We start from the raw sequence: 19,518 nt of genomic DNA on the forward strand, positions 1-19,518 counted from the left end.
TGTTAAACGAGAGGTGAACAACAATGATTATTTTACAAGTCAATCAACTAACAAAATATTTCGGTGCTGACCTTATTTTATCGAATATAAAATTAGAAATACAATCCAAAGATAGAATTGCGCTCGTCGGAAGAAACGGAGCAGGAAAATCGACACTATTAAAAATTATTGCTGGTGAGATGTCTTACGATAGTGGAGAAATCATCAAACCAAAAGAAGTATCGATCGGATATCTTGCTCAAGATAGCGGTCTACACTCCTCTTTATCCATTTGGGAAGAAATGATGACAGTATTTGCTCCTCTAAAAACAATAGAAAAACAACTTCGCCAGATGGAGCTGCAAATGGGAGACCCTGATCTAATCGCCGATTCTTCCCGCTATGAAAAATTATTAAAAGATTATGATGCATTGCAAGAACGCTATAAAGAACAAGGCGGTTATCAATACGAAGCGGATATTCGTTCGATTTTACACGGCTTACAATTTGCGAAATATGACTATATGACGACTCCCGTTCAATCGTTAAGCGGCGGACAACGAACTCGTCTGGCGCTTGGAAAACTGCTTTTAATGAAGCCTGATTTGCTTATTTTGGACGAACCGACAAACCATTTAGACCTTGAAACATTAACATGGCTCGAACAATACTTGCAAACATATCCTGGCGCTATTCTTATCGTATCCCACGACCGCTACTTTCTCGATAAAGTTGTCACCCAAGTATATGAGCTGTCACGGACAACATTGAAACGATACACAGGAAATTACAGCCGTTACTTAGAACAAAAAGCAGCCGAATATGAACGAGAACGAAAACTGTATGAAAAACAACAAGAAGAAATCGCAAAACTCCAAGACTTTATTCAACGCAATATTGCCCGTGCCTCCACAACAAGACGTGCACAAAGCCGGAGAAAACAGTTAGAAAAAATGGAGAGAATGGAAAAACCAGCAGGAGACGAAAAAGTTGCTTCCTTTTCTTTTGACATCGAACGGCAAAGCGGAAATGACGTATTAATCGCTGAAGATGTCGCAGTCGGATATGATGAGAACAAGCCGCTCATTCGCAACATTCGTTTCCGCATCACGCGCGGTGAAAGCATCGCCTTGGTCGGACCGAACGGAATCGGAAAGTCAACGTTGTTAAAAGCGATTGTAAACAAACTTCCGCTGCAATCAGGACATTTCCGTTACGGTTCGAACGTGCAAATCGGCTATTACGACCAAAACCAGGCTGATTTGTCCTCGAATAAGCGCGTGCTCGATGAACTTTGGGATGAATACCCTGACAAAACGGAAAAAGAAATCCGCACCGTGCTCGGAAGCTTCTTATTCTCTGGAGACGATGTATTAAAACCTGTATCGGCCTTAAGCGGCGGTGAAAAAGCGAGACTGGCGCTTGCCAAACTAATGATGCAAAAAGCCAATTTCCTTATTTTAGACGAACCGACAAACCATCTTGATTTAGACAGTAAAGAAGTGCTCGAAAACGCCTTAATCGAATATCCCGGAACTATTTTATTCGTTTCTCACGACCGCTATTTTATTAATCGAATTGCCACGAAAGTATATGAGCTTTCTAGTGACGGAATTACCGAGTATTTAGGCGATTATGACTACTATGTCGCAAAAAAGGCGGAAATGCTGGAGCTAGAACGTCTCGCTTCCGAGAAACAAACAGGCCGTTCTCATGAAGAGGCATCATCGAAACTTAGCTACGAACAGGAAAAAGAGGCGAAAAAACTAGAACGACAGCGCAAGCGGCGCATTGAAGAAATTGAAACAGAAATTAGCGAATTAGAACAGCAAATCGCATACATCGACGAACAATTATGCGATCCAGAAATTTATCAAGACCATGAGAAAGTACAAAAATTAACAAAAGAGAGTGACGAAATGAAGGGAAAATTAGAAAAATTACTAGAAGAATGGGAAACACTTCATACATTACAATAATAATTGCGAAAAAACATCCACGGTTGTGCATACCCGTGGATGTTTTTTAGTTAGTCACATACCCACAAACTTATCCCCAATTTTTTTCCCACAATTTAAGTTATTCACGGATTTTTCCACATTATCCACAAAAAAAGCCGTTTTTATATGAAAAAATTTGTGGTTATTTCATCCCTAATAAAATAAGATTCTTTCTCTTTTTCCACAATATCCACAATTTGTGGATAAATATATTCACATGATTATTTTTTTAATAAAAAATTGGTTTTTCCTTTTTCCACCATGTAAAACGCTCATAGCTAATCTGTTCAAAGATACTTTATCTCTCTTCCTTTCACTCCGTTCAACGAAAAAAGTTACACATTTTTATATAAAAAAAGAACTTCCTTCAAGACATATCTTGAAAGAAGTCCTTTTCGTTTAATCTAGTTCTAAACTTGGATCTGCGTTCAATGCCATGTCGGCAAGTTTTCCTTGTGCGAATAAAACAGTTCCTGCCGCCGCAATCATCGCCGCATTGTCGGTACAAAGCGATAAAGGCGGAATAACCAATTCGATATGGTCTAATTCAGCCATTTTTCGCTCCAACTCCGCTCGTAATCCTCTGTTTGCGGCGACTCCGCCCGCAAGCAGCACTTGACGGACATTATATTCTTTTGCTGCGTTGACGGTTTTGGTCACAAGCACATCGATTACGCTCGCTTGAAAGCTGGCTGCCATATCTTTCGGGTCGATGATTTCTCCACGCTGATTCGCGTTATGAAGCGTGTTTAATACCGCCGATTTCAACCCGCTGAAGCTAAAATCATATGACCCTTCTTCCAGCCATGCACGAGGCAAATCAATGGTCACCTTTCCTTCCTGTGCAAGACGGTCAATATGCGGTCCGCCCGGATAAGGAAGGTTTAATGCCCTCGCCACCTTGTCATACGCTTCTCCCGCCGCATCGTCTCTCGTTTCGCCGATGACTTGAAACTTGCCATGCCCCTCCATGTACACAAGTTCCGTATGTCCTCCTGAAACCACAAGAGATAACAACGGAAATTTCATTTCCGTAACAAGCCGATTCGCGTAAATATGCCCAGCGATATGATGAACGCCTACAAGCGGAAGACCATGGGCAAACGCTAACGCTTTCGCCGCGTTCACACCAATCAAAAGAGCGCCGACTAATCCTGGACCTTGCGTCACTGCAATAGCACTCAACTGTTGAAACGAAACATCCGCCTTACGCATCGCTTCTTCAATAACGAGCGTAATCTGCTCGACATGGTGGCGCGAGGCGATTTCTGGTACGACTCCGCCAAATCGTTTATGGCTTTCCATTTGGGAAGCCACAATATTAGACAAAATTTCCGTTCCATTTTTCACAACTGCCGCCGCGGTTTCATCGCAGCTCGTTTCAATTCCAAGAACATATATGTCATGATTCATGATAATTTCACCCACATTACAAGAGCATCTTCTAAATTATCTGGATAATAATGTCTGCGGATACCGCCATTAAGAAATCCTAATTTTCGATATAAAGATTGGGCTACATGATTAGAAACACGAACTTCTAATGTCATGGTGACAGCCCCAAGTTGCTTTGCTGTTTCCATTAATTTGCGCATTAGCGCTTCCCCTAATTTTTTGCCGCGATATTCAGGCAATACAGCTACATTTGTAATATGCGCTTCATCAATGACGACCCACATTCCCGCATAGCCAATGATGCGGCCGTTATGTTCCATTACGATATATTTGGCATAACGATTATAAACAAGCTCATTATAAAATGCTTCTCTGCTCCAAGGAGACGTAAAAGAAGCATGCTCCACTTGCAATACTGCATCAATATCATTTAAGGTCATTGAGCGAAATCGAATTTTCATCCCCATATTTGTTTTCCCCTTTTTGCTTGGCAAGCCATTTTGCTTCTGCCTCGGCAAGGCGAACGTAATTAGGCACAAAAGTATGAGTATTCTCTTTTTCTTTATTTTTTCCAAGCAGCGCTAACTCACCTGGGCGAGGCAATTGTAACGAAGACGGCGCAAATTCCGCAAAATCGCCAAGTTGTTGCTGAAACGTTTCTTTATATAAGGCGATATCGGCTCCGATAAATAACACTTTCTCCTGTCTTTCCTGCAGTTTGTGCGCCCATTCATCGGCCAAAACGATTCGGTCACTTTCTATACACTCTAGTTGTACGCCGTTATAGCGATATAATCCTGTATAAATTTGACCTCTTCTCGCATCAAAAAACGGAGCGATAACACCCGAAAAATACCTTCCGTTCGCTGCTAACACTTCAAGGCTAGATACTCCTACAATCGGGATCTTTAATGCCCATGCTAATGTTTTTGCAATCGTTACTCCGATGCGCACTCCCGTATAAGACCCGGGCCCTCTCGCAACAACAATTAACTCTAGTTCACTGGGAGATACACCGCAATCTTTCAATAAAGACTGGATTGCCGGCATTACGCGCGTGGAATGGTCTTTCTTTATATTTGTCACTATTTCTCCTTTTACGATATCGTCTTCCACTAATGCGACTCCCATTACCACATTTGATGTATCAATCGCTAATATTTTCATGACTCTAAAATCCCCTTACATAACTGTTCATATCGTTCTCCGATTGGTTCAATCACTAATTTTCGCTCATCATTCCCATGGTGAAACAGATAAATGTTCAATCTTTCCGGTGGTAGCTGTGGTTCGATAAGATGTGCCCATTCGATGACAGTGACACCATCACCATGAAAATATTCGTCAAAACCGAGATCCTCCATTGTATCTTCTAAACGATACACATCCATATGATAAAGGGGGAGACGCCCTTTATATTCCTTCACAATCGTAAAAGTAGGACTGCTAACCGTTTTCCTTACTCCCAATCCTTTGGCTAATCCTTTTGTAAACGTCGTTTTTCCCGCGCCTAAATCCCCTTCTAATGTAATGACATCTTTTGCTTTTAACTGTTCTCCAAATCTTGAAGCAAGATGCATCGTTTCCTCAGGAGAGTGCATAATCAGTTCATAACGTTTCATCACGTTTCACCTTTACATTTTTATAATGATAACCTTCGCTTCTGAAATTTTATCATATTCTTATCACTTGTTACCACTTTCCCTGCTAATATTTAATATTGTTGAAAAGAAGCATCTATGCCTCTACACAATGACTAAAGTTATCGGCTTCCTTCGTCAATCTTCTTAAAGGATGAGTCCAACCTGCAGTAAGCTAGTTGCACATCTAAAAAAAATAAAAAAACCCTAGGAAGCCACTTCCTAAGGAGAAATAAAAAAACGAAACAAGGCTGTTTCGTTTCCTACGCAAGAATTTTATTAAAATGCATTCAACCTTAAGCGGTCCCGACGGGACTCGAACCCGCGATCTCCTGCGTGACAGGCAGGCATGTTAACCACTACACTACGGGACCAATATTGGTTGCGGGGGCAGGATTTGAACCTGCGACCTTCGGGTTATGAGCCCGACGAGCTACCGGACTGCTCCACCCCGCGGTGATAGAAAGGAATGATTGAATTAGGAACAAATGATTTGGAAAACTTTAATTCAATTCGTTGCCTCTTCCTCTACTAGCTAATTCAAAGATGTCAAATGCGTCGAGGCAACTCGTAGCTTATTCGATGGAGCTTAAGCTCGTTGCTCCACCCCGCGACGATAGAAAGAAATAAATTAATCATATAAATAGCCTAGCGACGACCTACTCTCGCAGGGGCGCTGGCCCCAACTACCATCGGCGCTGGAGAGCTTAACTTCCGTGTTCGGGATGGGAACGGGTGTTTCCTCTCCGCTATTGTCACTAGGCAAGCACTTCAATTGGCCACATATTATTATATTCCAATCATCACGTTTGTCAAGAGGGATTTCGTTCCCTCAAAACTAGATAACCGTCCGTTTGGAAGAAGCCGTTTTGCATAGGCGGCCTCCGCTTTTCGCTTTGTCTAGCTCCGATGCCTAGCTCTCTTGCGCCAAATAACCTTCTCCCTTGAGGTGCAAACACCTCTACGGGTGAAGAACATTTTCCTTTTGGCGCTAAGCGCTCGCCTCCACTTTTCGCTTGGTTAAGTCCTCGATCGATTAGTATCCGTCAGCTCCACGTGTCGCCACGCTTCCACCTCGGACCTATCGACCTCGTCATCTTCGAGGGATCTTACTCGCTTGACGCGATGGGAAATCTCATCTTGAGGGGGGCTTCACGCTTAGATGCTTTCAGCGCTTATCCCTTCCGCACATAGCTACCCAGCGGTGCCCCTGGCGGGACAACTGGTACACCAGCGGTGCGTCCATCCCGGTCCTCTCGTACTAAGGACAGCTCCTCTCAAATTTCCTGCGCCCGCGACGGATAGGGACCGAACTGTCTCACGACGTTCTGAACCCAGCTCGCGTACCGCTTTAATGGGCGAACAGCCCAACCCTTGGGACCGACTACAGCCCCAGGATGCGATGAGCCGACATCGAGGTGCCAAACCTCCCCGTCGATGTGGACTCTTGGGGGAGATCAGCCTGTTATCCCCGGGGTAGCTTTTATCCGTTGAGCGATGGCCCTTCCATACGGAACCACCGGATCACTAAGCCCGACTTTCGTCCCTGCTCGACCTGTCCGTCTCGCAGTCAAGCTCCCTTGTGCCTTTGCACTCTACGAATGATTTCCAACCATTCTGAGGGAACCTTTGGGCGCCTCCGTTACCTTTTGGGAGGCGACCGCCCCAGTCAAACTGCCCACCTGACACTGTCTCCCACCCCGATAAGGGGTGCGGGTTAGAATTTCAATACCGCCAGGGTGGTATCCCACCGGCGCCTCCACCGAAGCTGGCGCTCCGGCTTCTCAGGCTCCCACCTATCCTGTACAAGCGATACCAAAATTCCATATCAGGCTGCAGTAAAGCTCCACGGGGTCTTTCCGTCCTGTCGCGGGTAACCTGCATCTTCACAGGTAGTATGATTTCACCGGGTCTCTCGTTGAGACAGCGCCCAAGTCGTTACACCTTTCGTGCGGGTCGGAACTTACCCGACAAGGAATTTCGCTACCTTAGGACCGTTATAGTTACGGCCGCCGTTTACTGGGGCTTCGGTTCGCACCTTCAGCCTTGCGGCTTAAGCGCTCCCCTTAACCTTCCAGCACCGGGCAGGTGTCAGCCCCTATACTTCGCCTTTCGGCTTCGCAGAGACCTGTGTTTTTGGTAAACAGTCGCTTGGGCCTTTTCACTGCGGCTCTCTCGGGCTCATCACCCAAGAGAGCACCCCTTCTCCCGAAGTTACGGGGTCATTTTGCCGAGTTCCTTAACGAGAGTTCTCCCGCGCACCTTAGGATTCTCTCCTCGCCTACCTGTGTCGGTTTGCGGTACGGGCACCTCTCACCTCGCTAGAGGCTTTTCTTGGCAGTGTAGGATCGGGGACTTCGGGACCGATGGTCCCTTCGCCATCACGGCTCAGCCTTTGCGCCAGACGGATTTGCCTATCTGGCAGCCTAACCGCTTGGACAGGCTATTCCAGCAGCCTGCTCGCCCTACCTTCCTGCGTCCCCCCATTGCTCAAACGGTGAGGAGGTGGTACAGGAATCTCAACCTGTTGCCCATCACCTACGCCTTTCGGCCTCGGCTTAGGTCCCGACTAACCCTGAGCGGACGAACCTTCCTCAGGAAACCTTAGGCTTTCGGTGCAGAGGATTCTCACCTCTGTTTTCGCTACTCACACCGGCATTCTCACTTCTAAGCGCTCCACGAGTCCTTCCGGTCTCGCTTCGGCGCACTTAGAACGCTCCCCTACCGATGACGGGCGGTCATCCCACAGCTTCGGTGGCACGTTTAGCCCCGGTACATTTTCGGCGCAGAGTCACTCGACCAGTGAGCTATTACGCACTCTTTAAATGATGGCTGCTTCTAAGCCAACATCCTGGTTGTCTGGGCAACTCCACATCCTTTTCCACTTAACGTGCACTTTGGGACCTTAGCTGGTGGTCTGGGCTGTTTCCCTCTCGACCACGGATCTTATCACTCGTAGTCTGACTCCCAAGGATAAGTCATTGGCATTCGGAGTTTGACTGAGTTCGGTAACCCGATGAGGGCCCCTAGCTCAATCAGTGCTCTACCTCCAAGACTCTTCCCTTGAGGCTAGCCCTAAAGCTATTTCGGGGAGAACCAGCTATCTCCAGGTTCGATTGGCATTTCACCCCTACCCACACCTCATCCCCGCACTTTTCAACGTACGTGGGTTCGGGCCTCCAGTAGGTGTTACCCTACCTTCACCCTGGACATGGGTAGATCACCTGGTTTCGGGTCTACGACGACGTACTTAACGCCCTATTCAGACTCGCTTTCGCTGCGGCTCCGTCTCTTCGACTTAACCTCGCACGTCATCGTAACTCGCCGGTTCATTCTACAAAAGGCACGCCATCACCCATAAACGGGCTCTGACTACTTGTAGGCACACGGTTTCAGGTTCTCTTTCACTCCCCTTCCGGGGTGCTTTTCACCTTTCCCTCACGGTACTGGTTCACTATCGGTCACTAGGGAGTATTTAGCCTTGGGAGATGGTCCTCCCTGCTTCCGACGGGATTCCCCGTGTCCCGCCGTACTCAGGATCCACTCGGGAGGGAACGAAGTTTCGACTACAGGGCTGTCACCTTCTCTGGCGGGCCTTTCCAGACCGCTTCGTCTACCCCGTTCCTTTGTAACTCCCATCATGAGTGGTCCTACAACCCCAAGAGGCAAGCCTCTTGGTTTGGGCTGTTCCCGTTTCGCTCGCCGCTACTCAGGGAATCGCGGTTGCTTTCTTCTCCTCCGGGTACTTAGATGTTTCAGTTCCCCGGGTGTGCCCTCCATACCCTATGGATTCAGGTATGGATACTGCCCCATTACGGGCAGTGGGTTTCCCCATTCGGACATCTCCGGATCAACGCTTGCTTACAGCTCCCCGAAGCGTTTCGGCGTTTGCCCCGTCCTTCATCGGCTCCTAGTGCCAAGGCATCCACCGTGCGCCCTTTCTAACTTAACCATGCGAAAACAGCTTCATGCTTGCCGCCTTCGCTTCTCGGCTTCTTCCACTGTCTAGCTTCGGCGCCTAACCCCTCACGGTCGGCTTCGGTCCTGCCGTGGCGGCAATAGCCTCCTCGCAGGCCCTCCAGCACCTATCGGGGCTAACCGCGGCGCCTCCGCTTTTCCTTCCGGTTATCTAGTTTTCAAGGAACCAACTTATTTCCTGCATCCGCTCATAGACGCAGGCGCAAGGCGACTACTTGAGTATGCTTCCTTGCAGCCTTGTGTCGAGGAATCCTGCTTCCTCGAATTCACTAGCAGACGCAGACACAAAACACTTGAAGGAGTGAAATGCTCCCTCAAAACTGAACAAACCCGAAGCGCCCACCTTATTTCACACACATACAGTCCTTAGAAAGGAGGTGATCCAGCCGCACCTTCCGGTACGGCTACCTTGTTACGACTTCACCCCAATCACTTGCCCCACCTTCGGCGGCTGGCTCCCTTACGGGTTACCTCACCGACTTCGGGTGTTGCAAGCTCTCGTGGTGTGACGGGCGGTGTGTACAAGGCCCGGGAACGTATTCACCGCGGCATGCTGATCCGCGATTACTAGCGATTCCGGCTTCATGCAGGCGAGTTGCAGCCTGCAATCCGAACTGAGAGCGGCTTTTTGGGATTCGCTCCCCCTCGCGGGTTCGCAGCCCTTTGTACCGCCCATTGTAGCACGTGTGTAGCCCAGGTCATAAGGGGCATGATGATTTGACGTCATCCCCACCTTCCTCCGGTTTGTCACCGGCAGTCCCCCTAGAGTGCCCAACTGAATGCTGGCAACTAGGGGCGAGGGTTGCGCTCGTTGCGGGACTTAACCCAACATCTCACGACACGAGCTGACGACAACCATGCACCACCTGTCACCCTGTCCCCCCGAAGGGGGAACGCCCTGTCTCCAGGGTTGTCAGGGGATGTCAAGACCTGGTAAGGTTCTTCGCGTTGCTTCGAATTAAACCACATGCTCCACCGCTTGTGCGGGCCCCCGTCAATTCCTTTGAGTTTCAGCCTTGCGGCCGTACTCCCCAGGCGGAGTGCTTAACGCGTTAGCTACAGCACTAAAGGGAAAACCCCTCTAACACTTAGCACTCATCGTTTACGGCGTGGACTACCAGGGTATCTAATCCTGTTTGCTCCCCACGCTTTCGCGCCTCAGCGTCAGTTACAGACCAGAGAGCCGCCTTCGCCACTGGTGTTCCTCCACATCTCTACGCATTTCACCGCTACACGTGGAATTCCGCTCTCCTCTTCTGCACTCAAGTCCCCCAGTTTCCAATGACCCTCCACGGTTGAGCCGTGGGCTTTCACATCAGACTTAAGGGACCGCCTGCGCGCGCTTTACGCCCAATAATTCCGGACAACGCTCGCCCCCTACGTATTACCGCGGCTGCTGGCACGTAGTTAGCCGGGCTTTCTCGTTAGGTACCGTCACCGTACCGCCCTATTCGAACGGTACTTCTTCTTCCCTAACAACAGAGCTTTACGATCCGAAGACCTTCTTCGCTCACGCGGCGTCGCTCCGTCAGACTTTCGTCCATTGCGGAAGATTCCCTACTGCTGCCTCCCGTAGGAGTCTGGGCCGTGTCTCAGTCCCAGTGTGGCCGGTCACCCTCTCAGGCCGGCTACGCATCGTCGCCTTGGTGAGCCGTTACCTCACCAACTAGCTAATGCGCCGCGGGCCCATCCGTAAGTGGTAGCAAAAGCCACCTTTCAACCGAAGACCATGCGGTCTTCGGTGTTATCCGGTATTAGCCCCGGTTTCCCGGAGTTATCCCGGTCTTACGGGCAGGTTACCCACGTGTTACTCACCCGTCCGCCGCTAACCGAACAGAAGCAAGCTTCCGTTCGGTCCGCTCGACTTGCATGTATTAGGCACGCCGCCAGCGTTCGTCCTGAGCCAGGATCAAACTCTCCAAAAAGAAAGTTGATTGGCTTTAATTCGGCGCCGACACCGAAGGTGTCAAGTCGCCTTCGCTTTTCGTTGTGGACGCTTCGTTTTGTTCAGTTTTCAAGGAGCATTCCCTGAAACATTAGTTGTTAATTATGGAGCGGGTGATGGGAATCGAACCCACGACATCAGCTTGGAAGGCTGAGGTTTTACCACTAAACTACACCCGCATGTTTATTCATTAAGATTAAATAAATCGGGAAGACAGGATTCGAACCTGCGACCCCATGGTCCCAAACCATGTGCTCTACCAAGCTGAGCTACTTCCCGAAATGGCGCGCTCGAGAGGATTCGAACCCCTAACCTTCTGATCCGTAGTCAGATGCTCTATCCAATTGAGCTACGAGCGCAAATATTGATTTTGGAAACAACGAATTATATTTTAGCACTTCCTGAAATAAATCACAAGTATTTTTTTGTATTTATGCGGTCGAGAGGACTTGAACCTCCACGGGTTGCCCCCACTAGGCCCTCAACCTAGCGCGTCTGCCATTCCGCCACGACCGCATGTTTATTAAGTTAGTGGTGCGGGTGGAGGGACTTGAACCCCCACGCCGTAAGGCGCCAGATCCTAAGTCTGGTGCGTCTGCCAATTCCGCCACACCCGCAAAAATGAGCCATGGAGGACTCGAACCTCCGACCCTCTGATTAAAAGTCAGATGCTCTACCTACTGAGCTAATGGCTCATGGCTGGGCTAGCTGGATTCGAACCAGCGCATCACGGAGTCAAAGTCCGTTGCCTTACCGCTTGGCTATAGCCCAATGTAAATAAAGTATCTAAATGGCGGTCCCGACGGGACTCGAACCCGCGATCTCCTGCGTGACAGGCAGGCGTGTTAACCACTACACTACGGGACCATCAATAAAATGGGGTTGGTGCTTTATAGACCCCAACACCCATCAGCAGTGACCCGTACGGGATTCGAACCCGTGTTACCGCCGTGAAAGGGCGGTGTCTTAACCACTTGACCAACGGGCCACGACAAAATATATCAAAAGTGGCGGAGAAGGCGGGATTTGAACCCGCGCGCCGTAAAGACACGACCTAACGGTTTAGCAAACCGTCCCCTTCAGCCACTTGGGTACTTCTCCAATGGCTCCGCAAGTAGGATTCGAACCTACGACCTACCGGTTAACAGCCGGTTGCTCTACCGCTGAGCTATTGCGGAATAAAGGGAAATGTAGTTATCTTGTTGCAAAACATCATAACTTTCCAGTTCGTTGCCTCTTCCTCTGCTAGCGAACTCAAAGTTGTTGGATGCATCGAGGCAACTCGTAGCAAATTCATAGAAGTATCGCTCGTCGCTGAGCTATTGCGGAATAAACAAAATCATGCTTTCTTACTACAGAAACATATCGAGCCATATCTATTACAATTTTTCATTCTTAAAGGCTCGTTCAATCGACATTCTTTATTATATTGAGCTGAGTGATGGTTGTCAATAGCTTTTGTATTCATTTATCATCCATCGCCTTTTGGCGACGGCTTTTATAATTTAGCATATACAAACAATAGCTGTCAACACTTTTTTAACAAAAATATTGTTTGTTTTTTTAGGCTTGCCCCTATAAATGCACAAAATGAAACTACGGCAAAACGTGCTTTCATATTTCTCCGCCGTTATCCAACATTAGTTTTCCGCCACATTGTCCACAAACATACTTGTCTGTATTGACCCGCTTTTTCCGTCTATATTTTAAACTGCACTTAGAACAAACATACACGTAAACTTTTTTTGTTCTTTGTTGTGCTTGCTGAGGGAGTGGCCGACAATAGCGGGGAGCCTGAACTTGTCGTAATAAATCACGAAAGTCTTGGTCACGATGGCGATATCCTTTTCCTTCCAAATGAAGATGGTAATGGCATAATTCATGCTTAATAATGGCAATAAGCTCTTCTTCTCCGAACGCTTCGTAATATTTTTTATTTAGTTCAATGTTATGAGTTTGTAATATGTAACGTCCTCCCGTTGTTCGAAGCCTTGGATTGAATGTCGCTGTATGTTTGAACGGTTTTTTGAAAAATTGTAAAGACACTCTTTCGACAAGCCGTTGCAAATCACTTTGTTTCATTTTCGTTACTCCTTACTTTTTTGACACAGGACAGACCAACCATACATACATTATATACTAACCTTTCTGTTACAGGAGGTCGACTGTTATGCCAACATGGTTAAAAAATCAAATGAGACGAGCCTATTATGAAAAAATCGTTACCAAATCAAATTGCTAAATCAATGCTGGTTTTTTTATCAGAAAAAACACTGCTCATGAAAGCAGTGTTTTTTCTGATTCTTCCGGTGGAATCATAGATAAAGAAATTCTTCCTTTATCGAGATCTACATTGTCAACCCAAACTTTTACCACATCGCCTACTGATACAACGTCAAGCGGATGACGTACATATTGCTTGCTTAATTTTGAAATGTGAACAAGCCCATCCTGCTTAACCCCAATATCCACAAACGCTCCGAAATCGACGACGTTCCGCACCGTTCCTTCTAACTCCATTCCCCTTTTTAAATCTTCCATTTTTAAAATGTCTTTTCGTAATAACGGCTTTGGCAGCTCATCGCGAGGATCACGTTCTGGACGAATTAAAGCGTCGATAATGTCTTGTAATGTCAATTCTCCGATGCCAAGTTCAGCAGCCGTGTCAGGAATGGAAAGAGATTGCAATGCCTGACGAAGCTCTTCACTTCCGATATGTTCAGTTGTAAAACCAATTTGGTGCAACAGCCTTTTCACTTCTTCATACCGCTCAGGATGAATCGGCGTACGGTCGAGCGGTTCGTCTCCATCAATAATGCGTAAAAATCCGATACACTGTTCATATGTTTTAGCACCAAGCCGCGGTATCGATTTTAATTCCTCGCGGTTTTTAAATTTTCCTTGTTCCTCACGGCGTTTTACGATATTTTCCGATACTGTTTTCGTAAGCCCTGATACGTATTGCAATAAAGAGACGGAGGCAGTGTTGACGTTGACGCCAACTTGGTTAACAACGGTTTCCACGACAAACTGCAATGATTGCGCTAATTTTTTTTGTGAAACGTCATGCTGATATTGGCCAACTCCTACTGATTTTGGATCAATTTTCACCAGTTCGGCAAGCGGATCTTGTACACGCCTTGCGATCGAAACTGCGCTCCGTTCTTCTACCTGTAAATCTGGAAACTCTTGACGGGCAAGGTCAGAGGCGGAATAGACGCTCGCTCCCGCTTCATTGACAATAAGGTAAAAAATTTCTTTATCTACTTGTTTTAAGGTGTCCGCCACAAATTGCTCCGTTTCCCTTGATGCAGTTCCGTTCCCAATGGCAATCATTTCGACATGATATTCTTCGATAATGCGGATTAACTTTTCTCTCGCTTCTTCTATCTGTTGCTGCGGGGGATGAGGGTAAATGACATCGATTTTCAGCAATTTGCCTGTTTCGTCGACCACCGCCAGCTTGCATCCCGTTCGATAGGCAGGGTCTATACCAAGAACAATCTTCCCTTTTAACGGCGGCTGAAGCAATAGCTTGCGTAAGTTCTCCGCAAAAATATGAATCGCCCGCTCTTCCGCTTTTTCGGTTAATTCATTGCGAATATCCCGCTCGATTGACGGTTCAATAAGCCTTTTGTAGCCGTCCTCAATCGCTTCAGAAAGGAGGGAAGCGGCGGGAGATTGCGGATTTGTAATAATGTGCTTTTGTAAGTATGTCATAATATCTTCTACCGGCGCCTGAATGGAAACACGCAACACTCCTTCTTTTTCGCCGCGATTGAGCGCTAATACACGATGCGGAACAATCCTATGTACTGGCTCTTCATATTCGTAATACATTTCATATACTTTTTTCTCATCATTTTCCGACTCTTTGACAGTCGATATGATCACGCCTTTTTTCCATGTGTGCTGGCGAATCCATTGGCGAAATTGTGCATCATCCGATACCTTTTCAGCGATGATGTCTTTCGCACCTTGAAGCGCCTCTTCGACGGTACGTACTTCTTTTTCTGGTTGAATAAACTCTTGCGCTTTTTCTTCCGGCCGCGGCCTCATTGGACACGTCCATAACCATTCCGCAAGAGGCTCTAACCCTTTTTCCTTGGCAATGGTGGCTTTTGTACGTCGTTTTTGTCTATAAGGACGATACAAATCTTCCACTTGCTGCAGTTTCGTAGCATTGATGATCGCGTTTTTTAGATCATCCGTTAGTTTTCCTTGTTCATCAATAAGGCGAAGGACTTCTTCTTTCCGCTGTTCTAAGTTTTGTAGGTAATTCCATTTCTCCAAAATATCACGAATTTGCACTTCATCTAAGGCGCCTGTCATCTCTTTCCGATAGCGGGCAATAAACGGCACCGTATTTCCTTCCTCAGAAAGAGAAATCACATTGCTAACTTGCTTTGTGGACAAATGTAATTCATTCGCTATCAGGTCCATCAACGCTTCTCTATTTAACAAATCCTTACCCCTCCATGACTAAAAATAAAAATAGCTACAATGATGCAGCTATTCCTAACGAGTCGTATATGAATAAAATAGTTGGACAGATCGATTGTTTGCGACCTGCCCTTTTTTGCGCATAGCAAACTACTCACCACTTTTTATGAAACGGAGGCGATAGGTGGCTCAGTGCATTCTCTCATGGTGAATGAGACTTATATATCCTGAAGGCCGTTTCCGTCTATACTCTTGCTGCAAAAACGGAGTGGGGGGGTCACGAAACAAGTTTTGTTTCGGAGAAGAGAAATTTAAATTTCGAGCGCTACTGTTTAAAAATCTATAAGTCCTAAACTAATTTGCAGCGCTTCGTCCACCTTATCCATCATTTCATCGTCCAAGTGAGTAATTTTGTCTGTTAGCCGCTGTTTATCAATTGTCCGAATTTGCTCTAGCAGAATGACAGAATCCCGCTCAAACCCGTAACGTTTTGCATCAATTTCGACATGCGTTGGCAGCTTCGCTTTTTGAATTTGTGCTGTAATTGCCGCCACAATCACCGTCGGACTAAATCGATTTCCAATGTCATTTTGAATGACCAATACCGGACGAACGCCTCCTTGCTCTGAGCCCACTACCGGGGAAAGGTCCGCAAAATAAACGTCGCCACGCTTAACAATCAAAGCATTACCCCCCGCTAACTAAACGTTCAACGGTGTGGTCGGCCTCGTATTCTGCAAGAAACGCTTCTGAAGCAATGGATAAATTGATTTTGGCCATTTCCATATAACCGCGTCTCATTGCTTCACGGATTTGACGTTTTTTTCGCTCGCGAATATACATTTTAGTCGCTTGATAAATAAGGTCATTGCGGTTGCCGTTTTCCTGTTTTACAAGCACATCTAATTCGGTTACCAATGCTTGAGGCAAACGAACGACGATTTCTGTTGTTGCGCTAGATTCCGACACGAACATACACCTCCACGAACTGCAGCCGATTCATTACTTCCATTTCATAATACCACTAAATAAAAACGCTGCAAAGTCATTTCTGCTTTTTGAGTCAGTCAAGATTTTGTGGGAACTTTTTTGGTTCGCTGAAAACAGGTGTAAGTCATAGATTGGCGAACCATTTTTTTGAATTTTATCCGTAAGCGCTTTCGAACTCTCATCCCTTGCCATGACAGATCGATATGTATACCTTTTTTACCATCCTTTGAGTTCAGACAGGGCATGATAGATCGGTGTCCCGGACGATTGCTGTAAATATGGCACGTTATTCCGCGTTACCTCCGGAAGAAGACGGCGGACGCGTTGTTTCGCCTTGTTCACGACCGTCTGTTTAGTGGATGCCGTTTCCTCCGCCGGATGCGACGATTCTTCTCCGAAACGACGTCCGAAAAGACGAATCCCATCCATCCGGGCAATCATTGCCTTGAAAAACGCCCTGAGTCCCTTGTCTGTCCAACTGCGGCGGTATTTCACCCGATACGCCAACTGGCTCATCACGCTTTCAGCCCTCCCCATCGGATACATGCCCGTTGTGTCCACTCCTTGCTCCTTCAGCCATTCCCGGTAATCACGGATGCATCCCGGCATCGATTCGATCCGGTGGATCAAGGCAGCCAGCTGTTGTTCTTTCGCTTCGTCCCCCAGCGTACCGAGGGCGCTGTTCAGTTCCACAAGCAACCCCTCTTCATCCTGCTTCACCAGCTTTTGCCGAATCGCCTGCCACCGTGGATGGCCCGAGAGGCATTGGCGCAATTCACGCGCCACGTGGAATCGATCCAATTGAAAGCAGACCCGTCCCTTGAAATACTCCCGGCACGCGGTAATCCATGGAGCGCCGTCCCCGTTGATGACAAGAAGATCCCGGCAAGGATCATAGGCATATTCATTTATCAAAAATTCCTCGAAGCCTTCCCACACCTCCCCCTTGCCCTCATGGACGTAATGGCGCTGATTCACGAATTCGATCCGGGAGCCGTTGCGCTTCCATCCTTCGTGAACGGTCAGGATTTTGTCTTCCTTGGCCCGTTTTCCCTTCCCTTGGCGGGAAACAAACAGTCCATCGGCCTCCACCAACAGCACCCGTCCATATCGCTGGTCCACCGGGCAGTGCAGCGGAACTTCGGCCTCGAGCACCAACTGGCGGATCGCCTCATGGCTCATCACCGGATACCCGACCATCTGGGCAAGCGTACGAGCCGCTTTGCGATAGGAAGAGCACTCCACCGCCAATCCCACCGCTGTTTCTTCTAGACAAGGGCTGATTGACTGCGATCCATCAAACGCGAGAAAGGAATCCAGCAAAAATGTGTAACGGTTTTGTTCTCGGTCTAAATAGTAGTTTCGCTCAAAGGTGACTTCGCCAAACAGGGTTTGAATCGTGGTGCGTCGTTTGTCTTTCAAGTGGTATCGGCGCTTATCTCGATTCTCTGCCAATTGCCGGTCGATGTCCTCCAACAGAGCCGTAAACAGCTCGGCGAAGGCGTTTTGCAAGGCTCGAAACAAAGCAAGTTCGATCTCTTTCCATGTCAACGAATTTGTGGTAAGATGTTGTTGAATATTCATAGGACTCTCTCCTCCTGTTTGTAGTGTGGTCAATGAACATCTTACCAGGGAGAGAGTCCTTTTTTCATGTTTCCTGCTTGGGATCCTACCGCGCTTCGCTTGGTGGCCCCGATGAGGGGGATTGCGAACCTACGTTCCCAACCCCCTCATCGGGGAACTTCTAAGAATTTTTCCCACAAACATTTTACTCACACCTGCTTTTTCTACCTATTATCTTCTGAAAAGTCTTTCAGTTTATACTTAATCATTGCCATCCAAAACAAAATTTCTCACTTCCATTATACTCTTATTTCTGAAAAAAATACGGGGAACGCGATAACTTATTGTACAAGGAACCTCATAGTTAATCGTTCCAAGATATTGAGCCACGTCATCAACAGAAATATATTCGTCGCCTTGCCGCCCAATCAGCGTCACTTTCGTTCCAACAGGCATTTGCTTCGGCAGACGGACCATTAATTGATCCATGCAAATTCTTCCGATAATCGGCGCTTTTTCTCCGTTCACAAGTACATGGAAATTTTGCAGTTTACGCAACCAACCATCTGCATATCCAATCGGGACCGTTCCAACCCACTGCTCCGTTTCCGCCGTATATGTCGCTCCATAACTCACCTTTTCTCCAGGCTTTAACTTTTTCACATGAACGAGACGGCTATGCAATGAAAAAGCTTCTTTTAGCTCATACGGCAAATATTGTTTGATTTCCGGTGAAGGAGATAGACCATACATTGAAATGCCAAAGCGCACCATATTAAAGGCTTTATCCGGAAACCGTAAAGCTGTCGCACTGTTTCCGCAGTGGATAATCGGTGGTTTATATGGAAGCCATTCAAGCATTCGCAAAAAATTATCGTATTGGAAAGAAAAATAGTCCGTGTTTATTTCATCAGCTGTAGCAAAATGAGTATATGCTCCTTCCAATGAAAAATACGGATGTCGGTCAATTTGTTCAATGACGCGCTTTGTTTCCGTTTCCTCCCTGACACCTAACCGTCCCATTCCTGTATCCATTTTTAAATGAAATAAAACGGGACTCGTTTCGCTGTATACGTTTGCCGCTTGTTCTATCCATTCCGGCTGAAACACAGTGAGCGTAATCCGATGCTTTGCGGCAATATTAATATCGCTAGGCCGGCAAGCCCCTAGCACAAGAATAGGTGCAGTAACTCCTTTTTTCCTTAGCGCAATCGCTTCGTCTAAAAACGCCACTGCTAAATAAGAAGCACCTGCTTCAAGCGCTGTTTTTGCCACTTGTACATCACCGTGGCCGTATGCGTTTGCCTTCACTACCGCCATAATGCGGATGTCGTTTTGCAAAAAGTTTTTTAATTGTGAAACATTGTAGTAAATGGCATCTAAATCAATTTCTGCCCAAGTATCGCGGTAAAACAAATTGCTCATATCTCGCTGCACTTCCTTGTCTATCAAAATGAATGCAAATACATTGAAAGATATTTACTCCAACTTTATCTTCCTATCTCGATAAAAGGAAGCATTCCATCTTTTTTTAGTTTACCACTTGCAAAGCAATGAAGGAATATGTACTTATCGTCAATATTTA

At 46.9% G+C, this 19,518-nt stretch carries 11 protein-coding genes, 13 tRNA genes, 3 rRNA genes and 1 pseudogene; 2 read left to right on the plus strand and 26 right to left on the minus strand.

Annotated elements, in window-relative coordinates:
* The first annotated feature begins 23 nt into the window (after positions 1-23).
* Positions 24-1,958 carry an ABC-F family ATP-binding cassette domain-containing protein gene (locus tag NXM86_RS16745; RefSeq protein ID WP_012748973.1) on the plus strand — a complete coding sequence of 645 codons (1,935 nt, stop codon included), beginning with the start codon at positions 24-26 and terminating at the stop codon, positions 1,956-1,958.
* A 420-nt stretch (positions 1,959-2,378) separates the two neighbouring features.
* On the opposite strand, the gene tsaD is transcribed toward NXM86_RS16745, so the two are convergent.
* The 21 genes from tsaD to NXM86_RS16850 all read right to left on the minus strand — a co-directional run bounded on the left by tsaD (position 2,379) and on the right by NXM86_RS16850 (position 13,019).
* Entirely contained in the window at positions 2,379-3,392 is a 1,014-nt protein-coding gene (gene tsaD / locus NXM86_RS16750; protein ID WP_062756384.1) for a tRNA (adenosine(37)-N6)-threonylcarbamoyltransferase complex transferase subunit TsaD, read from the minus strand.
* Positions 3,389-3,841, minus strand: a complete 453-nt coding sequence (gene rimI / locus NXM86_RS16755; RefSeq protein WP_012748970.1) for a ribosomal protein S18-alanine N-acetyltransferase — start codon at positions 3,839-3,841, stop codon at positions 3,389-3,391. Before rimI ends, tsaD begins: the two co-directional genes overlap by 4 nt.
* The gene (gene tsaB / locus NXM86_RS16760; RefSeq protein ID WP_081189578.1) at positions 3,801-4,541 is read right to left on the minus strand and encodes a tRNA (adenosine(37)-N6)-threonylcarbamoyltransferase complex dimerization subunit type 1 TsaB; all 741 of its coding nucleotides are present in this window, start codon (positions 4,539-4,541) and stop codon (positions 3,801-3,803) included. Before tsaB ends, rimI begins: the two co-directional genes overlap by 41 nt.
* Positions 4,538-4,996 (minus strand): tRNA (adenosine(37)-N6)-threonylcarbamoyltransferase complex ATPase subunit type 1 TsaE, encoded by a 459-nt coding sequence (tsaE, locus tag NXM86_RS16765; RefSeq protein ID WP_012748968.1) that lies wholly within the window; start codon positions 4,994-4,996, stop codon positions 4,538-4,540. Before tsaE ends, tsaB begins: the two co-directional genes overlap by 4 nt.
* Before the next feature lie 319 nt (positions 4,997-5,315).
* A tRNA-Asp gene (locus NXM86_RS16770) sits at positions 5,316-5,388 on the minus strand.
* A gap of 5 nt (positions 5,389-5,393) precedes the next feature.
* A tRNA-Met gene (locus NXM86_RS16775) sits at positions 5,394-5,470 on the minus strand.
* Between the two features lie 190 nt (positions 5,471-5,660).
* A 5S ribosomal RNA gene (gene rrf, locus NXM86_RS16780) occupies positions 5,661-5,777 on the minus strand.
* Between the two features lie 253 nt (positions 5,778-6,030).
* A 23S ribosomal RNA gene (locus tag NXM86_RS16785) occupies positions 6,031-8,966 on the minus strand.
* Positions 8,967-9,362: 396 nt separating this feature from the next.
* Positions 9,363-10,917: ribosomal RNA gene (locus NXM86_RS16790) — 16S ribosomal RNA — on the minus strand.
* Together the 16S, 23S and 5S rRNA genes with 13 tRNA genes alongside form the textbook arrangement of a ribosomal RNA operon.
* A gap of 125 nt (positions 10,918-11,042) precedes the next feature.
* Positions 11,043-11,116 (minus strand) — tRNA-Gly (locus tag NXM86_RS16795).
* A 26-nt stretch (positions 11,117-11,142) separates the two neighbouring features.
* Positions 11,143-11,216 (minus strand) — tRNA-Pro (locus NXM86_RS16800).
* Between the two features lie 3 nt (positions 11,217-11,219).
* Positions 11,220-11,296 (minus strand) — tRNA-Arg (locus NXM86_RS16805).
* Positions 11,297-11,371: 75 nt separating this feature from the next.
* Positions 11,372-11,453, minus strand: a tRNA-Leu gene (locus NXM86_RS16810).
* Positions 11,454-11,469: 16 nt separating this feature from the next.
* Positions 11,470-11,554 (minus strand) — tRNA-Leu (locus NXM86_RS16815).
* A 5-nt stretch (positions 11,555-11,559) separates the two neighbouring features.
* Positions 11,560-11,632: transfer RNA gene (locus tag NXM86_RS16820), tRNA-Lys, on the minus strand.
* 1 nt (position 11,633) lies between these two features.
* A tRNA-Gln gene (locus tag NXM86_RS16825) sits at positions 11,634-11,708 on the minus strand.
* A gap of 20 nt (positions 11,709-11,728) precedes the next feature.
* A tRNA-Asp gene (locus NXM86_RS16830) sits at positions 11,729-11,804 on the minus strand.
* A 49-nt stretch (positions 11,805-11,853) separates the two neighbouring features.
* Positions 11,854-11,925 (minus strand) — tRNA-Glu (locus NXM86_RS16835).
* Between the two features lie 20 nt (positions 11,926-11,945).
* Positions 11,946-12,038, minus strand: a tRNA-Ser gene (locus NXM86_RS16840).
* A 2-nt stretch (positions 12,039-12,040) separates the two neighbouring features.
* Positions 12,041-12,115: transfer RNA gene (locus NXM86_RS16845), tRNA-Asn, on the minus strand.
* Positions 12,116-12,551: 436 nt separating this feature from the next.
* A complete protein-coding gene (locus NXM86_RS16850; protein ID WP_012748967.1) occupies positions 12,552-13,019 on the minus strand; it encodes a SprT family protein in 468 nt (155 codons plus the stop codon).
* Between the two features lie 88 nt (positions 13,020-13,107).
* Here NXM86_RS16850 and cmpA point away from each other — a divergent pair.
* Positions 13,108-13,220: pseudogene (cmpA, locus tag NXM86_RS16855) on the plus strand (cortex morphogenetic protein CmpA).
* Here cmpA and NXM86_RS16860 read toward each other — a convergent pair.
* The 5 genes from NXM86_RS16860 to alr form a co-directional block, all read right to left on the minus strand.
* On the minus strand, positions 13,215-15,380 hold the full coding sequence (locus NXM86_RS16860; protein ID WP_187252148.1) for a Tex family protein: 2,166 nt from the start codon (positions 15,378-15,380) through the stop codon (positions 13,215-13,217). The pseudogene cmpA and the gene NXM86_RS16860 sit on opposite strands and share 6 nt — an antisense overlap.
* Positions 15,381-15,712: 332 nt before the next feature.
* On the minus strand, positions 15,713-16,063 hold the full coding sequence (gene ndoA, locus NXM86_RS16865; protein WP_003253417.1) for a type II toxin-antitoxin system endoribonuclease NdoA: 351 nt from the start codon (positions 16,061-16,063) through the stop codon (positions 15,713-15,715).
* A gap of 4 nt (positions 16,064-16,067) precedes the next feature.
* Positions 16,068-16,349, minus strand: coding sequence for a CopG family ribbon-helix-helix protein (locus NXM86_RS16870; RefSeq protein WP_003253419.1), 282 nt, complete (start codon positions 16,347-16,349; stop codon positions 16,068-16,070).
* A 237-nt stretch (positions 16,350-16,586) separates the two neighbouring features.
* Positions 16,587-17,954 carry an ISLre2 family transposase gene (locus NXM86_RS16875; RefSeq protein ID WP_190305579.1) on the minus strand — a complete coding sequence of 456 codons (1,368 nt, stop codon included), beginning with the start codon at positions 17,952-17,954 and terminating at the stop codon, positions 16,587-16,589.
* A gap of 240 nt (positions 17,955-18,194) precedes the next feature.
* On the minus strand, positions 18,195-19,358 hold the full coding sequence (gene alr, locus NXM86_RS16880) for an alanine racemase (protein WP_012748964.1): 1,164 nt from the start codon (positions 19,356-19,358) through the stop codon (positions 18,195-18,197).
* Positions 19,359-19,518: the final 160 nt, after the last annotated feature.

The sequence above is a fragment of the Geobacillus sp. CX412 genome, from assembly GCF_027942335.1.
In the GTDB taxonomy this organism is placed as follows: Bacteria; Bacillota; Bacilli; order Bacillales; family Anoxybacillaceae; genus Parageobacillus_B; species Parageobacillus_B toebii.